The sequence below is a fragment of the Streptomyces sp. ICN903 genome (assembly GCF_022015835.1).
GTDB lineage: Bacteria > Actinomycetota > Actinomycetes > Streptomycetales > Streptomycetaceae > Streptomyces > Streptomyces fenghuangensis.
In genome coordinates, this window is sequence record NZ_JAKMAY010000198.1 from 1 (window position 1) to 11021 (window position 11021).

At 74.2% G+C, this 11021-nt stretch carries 11 protein-coding genes; all 11 read right to left on the reverse strand.

Annotation, left to right across the window (positions count from 1 at the left end; all coding sequences use genetic code 11):
- Positions 1-1156: serine/threonine-protein kinase (locus tag L7D48_RS19420; RefSeq protein WP_237880771.1), on the reverse strand; the 1156-nt coding region annotated here is incomplete at its 3' end.
- 137 nt (positions 1157-1293) lie between these two features.
- Complete coding sequence (locus L7D48_RS19425; RefSeq protein WP_279951894.1) at positions 1294-1959, reverse strand: response regulator transcription factor; 666 nt, start codon at positions 1957-1959, stop codon at positions 1294-1296.
- The gene (locus L7D48_RS19430) at positions 1956-3389 is read right to left on the reverse strand and encodes a sensor histidine kinase (RefSeq protein ID WP_237880791.1); all 1434 of its coding nucleotides are present in this window, start codon (positions 3387-3389) and stop codon (positions 1956-1958) included. Before L7D48_RS19430 ends, L7D48_RS19425 begins: the two co-directional genes overlap by 4 nt.
- A gap of 86 nt (positions 3390-3475) precedes the next feature.
- Positions 3476-4255: a S9 family peptidase gene (locus L7D48_RS19435; protein ID WP_237880773.1), complete on the reverse strand. Its 780-nt coding sequence runs from the start codon at positions 4253-4255 to the stop codon at positions 3476-3478.
- Positions 4248-5534 (reverse strand): kynureninase, encoded by a 1287-nt coding sequence (gene kynU / locus L7D48_RS19440; RefSeq protein WP_256463011.1) that lies wholly within the window; start codon positions 5532-5534, stop codon positions 4248-4250. The genes L7D48_RS19435 and kynU overlap by 8 nt, the downstream gene beginning before the upstream one ends.
- A complete protein-coding gene (locus L7D48_RS19445; protein ID WP_237880777.1) occupies positions 5527-6411 on the reverse strand; it encodes a tryptophan 2,3-dioxygenase family protein in 885 nt (294 codons plus the stop codon). Before L7D48_RS19445 ends, kynU begins: the two co-directional genes overlap by 8 nt.
- 150 nt (positions 6412-6561) lie before the next feature.
- Positions 6562-6975: a DUF3151 domain-containing protein gene (locus L7D48_RS19450; RefSeq protein WP_237880779.1), complete on the reverse strand. Its 414-nt coding sequence runs from the start codon at positions 6973-6975 to the stop codon at positions 6562-6564.
- 242 nt (positions 6976-7217) lie between these two features.
- Complete coding sequence (gene fbaA / locus L7D48_RS19455) at positions 7218-8240, reverse strand: class II fructose-bisphosphate aldolase (RefSeq protein ID WP_237880781.1); 1023 nt, start codon at positions 8238-8240, stop codon at positions 7218-7220.
- A 356-nt stretch (positions 8241-8596) separates the two neighbouring features.
- Positions 8597-9136: an orotate phosphoribosyltransferase gene (gene pyrE / locus L7D48_RS19460; protein WP_237880783.1), complete on the reverse strand. Its 540-nt coding sequence runs from the start codon at positions 9134-9136 to the stop codon at positions 8597-8599.
- Between the two features lie 68 nt (positions 9137-9204).
- Positions 9205-10029 (reverse strand): aldose 1-epimerase, encoded by an 825-nt coding sequence (locus L7D48_RS19465; protein ID WP_237880785.1) that lies wholly within the window; start codon positions 10027-10029, stop codon positions 9205-9207.
- 42 nt (positions 10030-10071) lie between these two features.
- Positions 10072-11021 (reverse strand): hypothetical protein (locus L7D48_RS19470; RefSeq protein ID WP_237880787.1); only part of this gene is annotated, 950 nt, incomplete at its 5' end.

An 11021-nucleotide genomic window follows, 5' to 3' on the forward strand; every position in this document is an offset into this window, starting at 1 on the left:
GCGTGGAGTGCCACGGCCGGGGCGCCTGCGGCGCGTACGGCGCGGCGGCCGGCCCCGACAGGTAGGCGGGCTGGGGCGGCACGGTCGGCGGAACGGGCGCCGTGTACCCCGGGGCCGCCCCTGGGGCGGCCCCCGGCGCGGCTGCCCCCGGCGCGGGTCCCGTGTGCGGCGCGGCGGGCGGCGCGGCGGGCGGCGCGGACGGGGCCGGACCCACCGCGGCCCCGGACTGCGCGAGGGCGCTCGCCGCCGTCTCCGGGTCCTCGCTGTCCAGCAGCCGCACCGCGTGGCGGCCGAGCTGCGCCAGCACCTCGCCCGGCAGCCAGGTCCCGCCGGGCGGCGTGTGCGCCGCGACGCGGGCGGCCAGGTCGTCCAGCGACGGCCGGCCGGCCGGATCCTTGACCAGGCAGTCCGCCACCAGTTCGCGCAGCGGCCCGGACAGGCCGGTCAGATCGGGCTCCTCCTCGGCGATGCGGAACAGCAGGGCGTGGAAGCCGCTGTCGGCCGTGCCGAACGGCATCCGCCCGGTCGCCGCGTAGGCGAGCACCGCGCCGAGGCAGAAGACGTCGCCGGCCGGGGTGACCCGCTCGCCGCGCACCTGCTCGGGCGACATGAAGCCCGGCGAGCCGATGACGGCGCCGGTCTGGGTCAGCCCGCTCCCGGTCACCGAGTCCAGGGCGCGGGCGATACCGAAGTCGATCACCTTCGGCCCGTCGATGGTGACCAGCACGTTCGAGGGCTTCAGGTCGCGGTGCACCAGCTCCGCGCCGTGGATCGCGCGCAGCGCCTCGACCAGCCCGGCCGCCAGCGCGTACACCGAGTGCTCGGGCAGCGGCCCGTAGTCCTCGTCCACCACCTCCTGCAGCGACGGACCGGCGATGTAGCCGGTGGCCACCCAGGGGGTCGCGGCATCGGTGTCGGCGTCCAGCACCGGAGCCGTCCACTGGCCCCCGACCCGCCGCGCGGCGTTGACCTCCTTGGCGAAACGCTCGCGGAAGGAGGGCTGGCGGGCCAGCTCCTCCTGGACGACCTTCACCGCGACCGTACGGCCGCGTTCGGAACGCGCCAGGTAGACCCGGCCCATCCCGCCCGCGCCCAGTCTCCCCAGCAACCTGTACGCGCCGATCCAGCGCGGGTCACCGTCCCCCAGTGGTTCCATCGCGCGCGGCTCCTCCCCGTTCACCTCGTCCGTCGAGAATAGAGGTGCGGACGCACGCCGGGGACGGCGGCAACCGATCCGTGACCGGTTCCCCCGCATCCGGTGCCGGGCGCGGCCCCGGGTCCGGGCCGGACGCGTCAGCCCCCGGGGACGACGAGCCCCGACTCGTAGGCGAAGACGGCCGCCTGGGTGCGGTCGCGCAGCCCTAGCTTGACCAGCACCCGGCTGACGTGCGTCTTCACGGTGGACTCGGCGACGACGAGCCGGTCGGCGATCTCGCCGTTGGACAGCCCCCGGGCGACGAGCGCGAGCACCTGCGTCTCGCGCTCGGTCAGATCCCCGATGCGCTCCCTGAGCGGGGCGCGCGGGCCGTCGGCGGCCGAGAGCCGGGAGAACTCCGCGATCAGCCGCCGGGTGACCGTCGGCGCGAGCAGTGCCTCGCCGGCCGCCACCGTCCGCACCCCGTCGGCCAGTTGGCCGGCGGAGGCGTCCTTGAGCAGGAAGCCGCTCGCCCCGGCGCGCAGTGCCTGGTAGACGTACTCGTCCAGGTCGTAGGTGGTCAGGATCAGCACCCTGGCGGCCGAGCCGGAGGCGCAGATCTCGCGGGTGGCCTCCAGCCCGTTGACCACGGGCATGCGGATGTCCATCAGCACGACGTCCGGTTCCAGCCGGGCGACCGCCTCCACGGCCTCGCGCCCGTCGACCGCCTCTCCGACGACCTCCATGTCCGGCTGGGCGTTCAGCAGGACGGAGAAGCCCTCGCGGACCATCATCTGGTCGTCGGTGATCACCACCCGGATCACGGCGCGTCCTTGCGGAGCACGACCCCCGGTGCGGCATCCGGCGCTGTGCCCGGTACGGCGTGCGATGCGGAACCCGGTGCGGCATCCGGCACGGCCTCATGCTCCACCGGCAGGAACGCCTCCACCGCGAAGCCGCCGTCCCCGGTCTCCTCGGCCGCCAGCTCGCCCCCGAGCATCGCCGCGCGCTCCCGCATCCCCATCAGTCCGTGCCCGGACCCCCCGGACGCCTTCACCGGCCCGTCGGGCGGCCCGTTGACGATCCGCAGGCCGAGCCCGACCGGTACGTAGCCCAGCTCCACCCGGGCTCTCGCACCGGGCGCGTGGCGCAGGGCGTTGCTCAGCGCCTCCTGCACGATGCGGTACGCGGACAGCTCCACGCCCTGCGGCAGCGGCCGCGGCCTCCCGGTGGTCACCGACTCCACCTCCAGCCCGGCCCGGCGTACGTTCTCCAGCAGGCCGTCGAGGTCGGCGAGGGTGGGCTGCGGCGCCTCCGGACCCCAGTCGTCCAGGTCACCCGGCAGGTCGGCGCGGACGACGCCCAGGACGCGGCGCAGTTCGGTCAGGGCCGTCACCGCGTTCTGGCGGATGGTGGCCAGCGCCGCCACCAGTTCCTCGGGCGGGTCCTGGACCCGGTAGGGGGCCGCCTCGGCCTGGATGGCGACCACCGACATGTGGTGGGCCACCACGTCGTGCAGCTCGCGGGCGATGGTGGTGCGCTCCTCCAGCAGGGTGCGCCGGGACCGCTCCTCCTCCACCACCGCGACCTGCTCGACGACCTGACGGCGCGAGTCGCGCCAGCCGCGTACGGCGAGCAGCAGCGTGAGGGCGATCCCCGAGACCACCGTCATGGCGAAGGCGACCGCAGCGCCCCGGTAGGGGTCCGTCGCGGCGGCGAGCCCGCCGGCCAGTGCGGTCAGCAGCCACATGTGGAGCGAGATCCGGGGGCGGGTGCGGGCGGCGACGCCCAGCAGCACCACCAGGTGCGCCACGAAGGAGACGCCCGTCCAGGGCCAGGCGACCCAGGTACCGGGGGCGACGGCCGCCGTGAAGAGCATGCCGCCCAGCGACAGCCAGAAGGCACCGATCGGCCGGAAGACCAGCACGACCAGCGGCACGCCCAGGAACAGCGCCCGGACGAAACCGCCGTCACTGGAGTAGGAGTTGACGACCTCGATGAACATCAGCAGCAGCGCCAGGCCCACCAGGGCCAGGTGCGGCAGCCGGCGGGCCGGACCGCGCAGGGCGGCGGGCAGCAGGCGCAGCAGGCGGTGGTCATCGGGCAGCGGCGGCAGCGGCCGGAAGGCGAAGGCTCCGGTCAGCAGGTCCGCGCGCAGGTCGCGCAGGGCGTCGCGGGCCATCCGCAGCTCGGTGGGCTGCCGGGAGCCGCCGGCCGTCTTCGTCGCCGCCGTCTTCGTCGCGGCGGTGTTCATGGTGTCGGTCACGGTGACGACACTAGGGACCGCGGGCGCCGGGGTCGTCCGCCCGCGGTCGCATCCTCGGAGGTCCGTCTCAGGTACTACACGCCCAGGTGCCTCACGCCCGCGTACCGCGCCAGCTCCCGCGCCAGCAGTTCGAAGGCCGCCGTGCCCGGGGTCACGGGCGCGTAGTGGCCAGTGCCGGGCAGCTCGGCGAGCCGGGCGGCGGGCCGGGCGGCGGCGTAGCGGCGGGACAGCTCGACGGGTACGTCCGCGTCCTCGGTGCCGTGCAGCAGCACCACGGGAACCGCCTCCGAATCCGGCGGCGGCAGCAGCATCGGGTCGGCCTCGGGCAGCCGGGCCGCGAGGTGCTCCTCGCCGCCCAGCAGCTCGGCCACCGCGCCGCCGCTCAGGCCCAGTTCATGGGCACGGGCGAGATCGGCGACCGGGGCGACGGCGACCACCGGGCACCGCGCCGCCCCCCGGGAGGCCGCCCACAGGGCGAGGTGGCCGCCCGCCGAGTGCCCGGCCAGCGCCCGGAGCTCCCCCGACCCGCGCAGGTGGTCCAGGGCGGCTCCGACGTCGTCGAAGGTGCCCGGCCGGCCGCCGCCACCGCCGACGCGCCGGTACTCCACCAGCGCCACCCGCAGCCCGTACCCGCCGGCCAGCGCGGCGGCGAGCGGGGACAGGTGGACGCGGTCGTACGCCTCCCGCCAGAAGCCGCCGTGCAGTACGGCCACCAGGGGCCCGCCGGGCGGGCCGTACAGATCGATCACCTGCGAGGGGTGGGGGCCGTAGCGCTCGGTGGCGGACGGCGCCGCCGGGGCCAGGCCCAGCAGCGCCGCCTCCTCCGCCTCACCCGCGGATACCGTCTCAGGCATCGCGCTCCGCCAGCACCTCGCCGAGGACCCGGGCGGCCAGCTCGGCGTCGGCGAAGGACGTGTACAGCGGGGTGAAACCGAAGCGCAGCACGTCCGGGCGGCGGAAGTCGCCCACCACGCCGCGCGCGACCAGCTCCGCCATCACCTCCCCGGCGTCCGGGCAGCGCAGCGCGATCTGGCTGCCGCGCCGGGAGTGCTCGGCCGGGGTCACGGACTCCACGCGCCCGGCGGGCACGTAACCGCCCACACAGCGCAGGAAGAAGTCCGTCAGGGCCAGGCTCTTGGCACGTACGGCCGCCACGTCCACCCCGTCCCAGACCCTCAGCGCCTCCTCCAGCGCCAGCATGGACAGGATGTCCGGCGTGCCGACCCGGCCGCGCGGCACGCCGTCGGCGGGCTCGTACTCGTGGCTCATGCCGAACGGGTCGGCGTGCGAGTGCCAGCCGGGCAGCGGGGAGTCGAAGCGCGGCTGGAGACCGCTGCGGACATAGAGGTACGCCGGGGCGCCGGGGCCGCCGTTGAGGTACTTGTACGTGCAGCCGACGGCCAGGTCCACGCCGTGCTCGTCCAGCCCGACCGGGAGGGCGCCCGCGCTGTGGCACAGGTCCCACACCGTGTACGCCCCCGCCTCGTGGGCGGCGGCGGTGATGCCGGGCAGGTCGTGGAGCTCGCCGGTGCGGTAGTCGACGTGGTTGACCAGCACGGCGGCGGTACGCGGGCCCACCGAGCCGGGGATGCCCTCGGCCGGGATCGCGCGGACCGCGGCGCCGGTCAGCCGGGCCGCGGAGGCGGCGATGTAGCCGTCGGTGGGGAAGGTGGTGGCGTCCACCAGCAGATCGGTGCGGGCCGGGTTGTCCTCGCGGGCCATCCGGATCGCGGCGACCACCGCCTTGAGGACGTTGACGCTGGTGGAGTCGCCCGCCACGATCTGGCCGGGCGCGGCGCCGACGATCGGGGCGATCAGATCGCCGACCCGCTCGGGCGCGGTCCACCAGCCGGACTCGGTCCAGGAGCGGATCCGCAGCCGCCCCCACTCGCGCTCCACCACGTCGGCGACGCGGGCGGGCACGGAACAGGGCAGCGCGCCCAGGGAGTTTCCGTCGAGGTAGACGACTCGCTCGCCCTTCTCGTCCTCCAGGACGAAGGCCTCGCGCCGGCCGGCCAGGGCGTCGGCGGCGTCGAGCTTCGCGGCCTCCTCGCGCAGGGCTGTGTTTCCCACGGCGTTTCCGGGGGTGTTTCTGGGGGTGTTTCCGGGAGTGTTCTCGGTTGCGTCAGACATGGCTGCGGGCCGTCCAGAGCTCGGGGAAGACGTTCTTGCGGGCGCGCTTCTCCAGCCAGGCCACACCCGCGGAGCCGCCGGTGCCCTGCTTGGAACCCATCGCGCGGCGGGTGGCCACCAGGTGGTCGTTGCGCCAGCGCCAGACCTGCTCGGCCACCTCGGTCAGCGCCTCGCCCAGGCGCAGCAGCTCGCTGCCGGGGTCGCCGGAGTAGATCCGCGCCCAGACCCGCTCGACCGCCGGGTGGGGCTCGTACCGCTGCGAGACGTCCCGGCCGGTGACCTCCTCGGGGATGTCCTCGCCGCGGCGGGCGAGATAGCGCAGCACCTCGTCGTACAGGCTCGGCTCGTGCAGCGCCTTCTCCAGCTCGTCGTACACGCGCGGCGCGCCGCGGTGCGGGACGAGCATGGACGCGGACTTGTCCCCGAGCATGAACTCCATGCGCCGGTACATCGCGGACTGGAAGCCGGACCCCTCGCCCAGGGCGCCGCGGTAGGCGTTGAACTGCGCCGGGGTGAGGTGGGCCAGGGGCTCCCAGGAGGCGTTGAGCGAGAGCATCTCGTACACCGAGCGCCTGAGCGCCTCCAGCGCGGTGCGCGGGTCGTCCGCGCGCAGTGCCCGGGAGGCGACCGTCCACTCGTGGACGATGACGGTGAACCACAGCTCCATCACCTGTGTGGTCACCAGGAAGGACATCTCTCCGGGATCGTCGGAGAGAGGGTGCTGGAGGTGGGTGAGGACATCCGCCCTGACGTAGTCCTCGTACGGTGTGGTGCCCGCGAAGTCGAGGTTCGGGTTCTCCGAACCGCTCTCGGCTCCGGCGCCGGTCCCGGACTGCGCTCCGGTCGGCTGTGACGGCTCTGACGACTCTGACGGCATGGCTGTTCTCTGTTCTCCTCGCGCGCTCGCCCGGGGTCGCCGGGCCTTCTCCGCAGATCATCGGTTCGGGACCCGGCGACGGCAAGGGCCGATCGGGAGGGATCTCCCGTCAGGAGGTGTCTCCCGTCGGGAGAGCTGTCGGGAGGGCCGTCAGGAAAGCGTCGCCGCCGCGGTGGGCGAGCTCTCCTTCAGGAAGGTGGTGCAGCGCTCGTACTCCTCCTGCTCGCCGATGGCCTGGGCGGCGCGGGCGAGGGCGTGCAGGGCGCGCAGGAAGCCCCGGTTCGGCTCGTGCTCGAACGGGATCGGGCCGTGCCCCTTCCAGCCGCTGCGGCGCAGGGCGTCCAGGCCGCGGTGGTAGCCGGTGCGGGCGTACGCGTACGACTCGACCGTGCGTCCGGCCGCGAAGGCGTCGTCCGCGAGCTGGGCCCAGGCCAGGGAGGAGGTCGGGTGCTTCGCGGCGACCTCGGCGGGCGAGGTGCCCGAGGCGAGCAGCTCACGCGGCTCGGGATCGTCGGGAAGGTGGGTCGGGGGCGGTCCCCCGAGCAGGTTCTCGTGAATGGCCATGGCCCCAGTCTGCACGCTCGCCGCCGGTGCGCGGAGAGCGGCGTGCGGAGAGCGGCGCGGCGTGCGGAGAGCGGCGCGGCGTGCGTAGGGTGGCCGCACGGGCGGGACGCGGCGAGCCCGGTGTCCGCGGCGGGTGCCGGGTACCGGGCTCGCGTCCGTCCGAGTCCCCGCCCGGGCCCGGGACGGCCGGGCGGGAGACCGTACGGGGAGGTGCGGGTGCTGCGGTGCTACCTCATCGGGGGTTACTTCATGCGGGTGCCGGTGGAGCGCAGGTCGGCACACGCCTTGGCGACGCGCTCGGCCATGCTCTTCTCGGCCAGCTTGCCCCAGCTGCGCGGGTCGTAGGCCTTCTTGTTGCCGACCTCGCCGTCCACCTTCAGCACGCCGTCGTAGTTGCGGAACATGTGGTCCGCGACGGGGCGGGTGAACGCGTACTGGGTGTCGGTGTCGAGGTTCATCTTCACCACGCCGTTGTCCAGCGCGGTGGCGATCTCCTGCTCGGTGGAGCCGGAGCCGCCGTGGAAGACGAAGTCGAACGGGTTCTGCTTGCCGAACTTGGCGGCCACGCCCTCCTGGAGGTCCTTCAGCAGCTCGGGGCGGAGTACGACGTTGCCCGGCTTGTAGACGCCGTGGACGTTGCCGAAGGAGGCGGCCAGCAGGTAGCGGCCCTTCTCGCCCAGGCCCAGGGCCTCGGCGGTGCGGACGGCGTCGTCGACGGTGGTGTACAGCTCGTCGTTGATCTCGTGGCTGACCCCGTCCTCCTCACCGCCGGTCGGGGTGATCTCGACCTCGAGGATGATCTTCGCGGCAGCGGCGGCGGCCAGCAGCTCCTGGGCGATCTCCAGGTTGTCGGCCAGGGTCTCGGCCGAACCGTCCCACATGTGGGACTGGAACAGCGGGTTCATGCCCGCCTCGACGCGCTTGCGGGAGAGCTCCAGCAGCGGACGCACATAGCCGTCCAGCTTGTCCTTGGGGCAGTGGTCGGTGTGCAGCGCGACGTTGACCGGGTACTTCTCGGCGACGATGTGCGCGAACTCGGCCAGCGCGACCGCACCGGTCACCATGTCCTTGCTGTACTGGCCGCCCAGGAACTCGGCGCCGCCGGTGGAGATCTGGATGATGCCGTCGCTCTCCGCCTCGGCGAAACCGCGCAGCGCGGCGTGCAGCGTCTGCGTCGAGGTCACGTTGATGGCGGGGTAGGCGAACCTGCCTGCCTTCGCCCTGTCGAGCATCTCGTTGTAGACCTCGGGGGTTGCGATGGGCATCTGTCCGCTCCTTGATGGTTTGCGAAGCTCTACGGCTCTGGTGTGGGTCAACGGAACGACGTCATCGTCGCCCCCATCCTCCCAGACGTGTGAGATTGCTCCACCCCCGCGTCCGGGGGGCGGGACGGGAACCCCAGGAGGAGGCCGGTTCGCTCACCGCGCCCGGACGGGGCCGGCCGAGGAGCGGCCGGGGCCGTCCCGCACCGCCGGCCGGGCCACAGAGAGTCACCGTTTCACGTGAAACAGTGACTCTCACGGACCTCTCCGGTTGCCCCGCGAGGTTTGCGCGGAACCGGGGCCGGAACCGGGGCCGAAACCGGAGCCGGGACCGGGACCGGGCCCCGCGGAGGCGGGGGTCAGGACAGGTCCAGGTCCTCCAGCCCGTACGCCTGGTAGTACGGCAGCCCCGCCTTCTCGATCGCCGGGGCCGCACCACGCTCGACGATGACCGCCACGCCCACCACCTCCGCGCCGGCCTCCCGCAGCGCCTCGACCGCCGTGAGGACCGAGCCGCCCGTGGTGGAGGTGTCCTCGACCGCCAGCACCCGGCGGCCCGCCACGTCCGGTCCCTCGATCCGGCGCTGGAGGCCATGGGCCTTGCCCGCCTTGCGGACGACGAACGCGTCCAGCTTCCGGCCGCGTGCGGCGGCGGCGTGCAGCATCGCGGCGGCCACCGGGTCGGCACCGAGGGTCAGGCCGCCCACCGCGTCGTACTCGACGTCGGCGGTCAGGTCGAGCAGCACCTGCCCGACCAGCGGAGCCGCCTCGGCGTCCAGGGTGATCCGGCGGAGGTCCACGTAGTAGTCGGCCTCCTTGCCGGAGGAGAGGGTCACCCTGCCGTGGACCACGGCCTTGTCCTTGATCTGCTGCAGAAGCTTCTCGCGCGCGTCGCTCATGCCGATGAGCCTAAGCCAGCCCCGCGCCGCATCCGAGCCGCTCCCCTCGCCCCGGTCCTGCCCCGGTTCTACTCCGGCCTGCGCCACGACCAGGCCGTGGAGACCTCCAGCGGATCGATGGGCGTGACCAGGCGAGGGTGGGAGTTGAGCCCGTCGGGCGGGCCGGTCTGCGGCTCCACGCAGACGGCCTCGGGCTGCTCGTCGTAGACGACCACCCACTCGGCTCGGCTGGTGACCTTCAACTCCAGCTCACCCGGCCAGGTCAGCGTCACGTCCACTCCGTCCGGCATCCCGAAGCAGTCGTCCCAGGGCCCCGGACGCGGCTCGACGCGGCGGCCGGTGGGGATGTGGTCCTCACCCCGCTCCTCCTGCCAGGCGGGGGCGAAGTCCAGCTCCACGTCCTGCCCGCCCTGCCCGAGGTTGCGCAGGAACCACGGGTGCCAGCCGGCCTGCGCGGGGAAGGAGTCCCCGGCCGTCTCCACCCCCAGGGTGAGGGTGAGGCCGCCGCCGTCCTCGGCCAGCTCCACCACCTGCGTCACCCGGCCCGGCCAGGGCCAGGGGTCGGTGAGATCAATGTAGAAGGACGCGGTCCGCTCGTCGCTGCGGACGGTGTGCCAGGGAGCGGCCCGCACGGTGCCGTGGATGGCGTGCTCCCCGGCGGTCACGGGGAGCTGGTACCGCTCGCCGCCGTTGAGGAACCGCCCCTGCCGGGTCCGCCCGCACCAGGGCACCATCACGAACGCGCCGTACCGCGGCCCCTGCCTCAGCACCTCCGTACCGTCGATGCGCAGGGAGGAGATCCGGCAGCCGTGTGCCGGGTCGACGGTCACCTCGGTGCCGCCGGCTCGCAGACGGACTCCGCTGTCTGTGTCTTGGACATCATGGGCAGTCACATCCACGACCTTAACCGCGTGAGCCGGCGGTAACCGCGATCTTCAGCGCCGCCGCCGCAGCACGCGGCCCACCACGACCGCCGAGGCCACCGCCAGCGCCGCCGCCGGAGCGGCCCAGCGCAGCACCGCCGCGGCCGGGGAGACCTCCTCCGGCGGGGGCACGGGGGCGTAGCGGCCGCGCGGCGGGGCGTGGTCGACCTCCTCGGCGCTGCGTCCGATCATCGTCCGGCGGGCGTGGGCCGCCTCGGCGGCGGAACGCGACTCCTCGTCCAGTTCGTCGACGAGGTCGTCACCCAGACCGCCGTCGAGGCCGCCGCCCTCGAACTCCCCGCCGCCGAAACCCTCCTCGCCCGACGGGTCGAGCGAGGAGGGCGGAACCTCGACGTCGAAGACCCCCCGGGCCCGGGCCTCTTCGTCCGGGGCACCCGGGGCGTCCGGGGCGCCGGGCCCCTCCGGCTCTCCCGCTCCCTCGGCGCTTCCGGGACCTCCGGGACCTCTGCCGTTCCCGGCGTCCGCGCCTTTCCTGGCATCGGCCGAACCGGGCGTCTCGGGCGCGGGGATGCCCGGGATCACGGGTTCGTTGTCGTCGGGTTCGCCGATCCCGCCGGGCGCGGCGACCGTACCGGCGGCATCCACCGGGGAGACCGGGTCGGCCGCCATTCCGGCGGCCAGTTCACCGCCGAAGCGGTCCAGCAGCCGGCGGCCGGCGGCGGACCGCTGCTTCTCCTCGAACTCCGTGATCCGGCCGTCGCCGCGCAGCTTCCCGGTGCAGACGAGCACGGTGCCCTCGCCGTCGTCGGCCGGGCGCGGCACGATCGTCAGGGCCAGCTCCACCGAGCCGTCGCCCCGGGCCTCGGCGCCCTCTCCGCGGATCGTGCAGACACCGCCCTCGCCGCTCTCGCCGTCCGCGTCGTACGTCAGACGCAGGCTGCCGCGGTACGTGATGCTGGAGCCCCCGATCCGCACCCGCAGCCGCCCCCGGACGACCGCGC

Excerpts from the sequence above, each read along its gene's own strand:
- L7D48_RS19445 (WP_237880777.1), bottom strand. The coding sequence starts at position 6,411 with ATGCCGTCAGAGTCGTCAGAGCCGTCACAGCCGACCGGAGCGCAGTCC.
- L7D48_RS19450 (WP_237880779.1), bottom strand. The coding sequence starts at position 6,975 with ATGGCCATTCACGAGAACCTGCTCGGGGGACCGCCCCCGACCCACCTT.
- kynU (WP_256463011.1), bottom strand. The coding sequence starts at position 5,534 with ATGTCTGACGCAACCGAGAACACTCCCGGAAACACCCCCAGAAACACC.
- fbaA (WP_237880781.1), bottom strand. The coding sequence starts at position 8,240 with ATGCCCATCGCAACCCCCGAGGTCTACAACGAGATGCTCGACAGGGCG.
- L7D48_RS19435 (WP_237880773.1), bottom strand. The coding sequence starts at position 4,255 with ATGCCTGAGACGGTATCCGCGGGTGAGGCGGAGGAGGCGGCGCTGCTG.
- L7D48_RS19430 (WP_237880791.1), bottom strand. The coding sequence starts at position 3,389 with ATGAACACCGCCGCGACGAAGACGGCGGCGACGAAGACGGCCGGCGGC.
- pyrE (WP_237880783.1), bottom strand. The coding sequence starts at position 9,136 with ATGAGCGACGCGCGCGAGAAGCTTCTGCAGCAGATCAAGGACAAGGCC.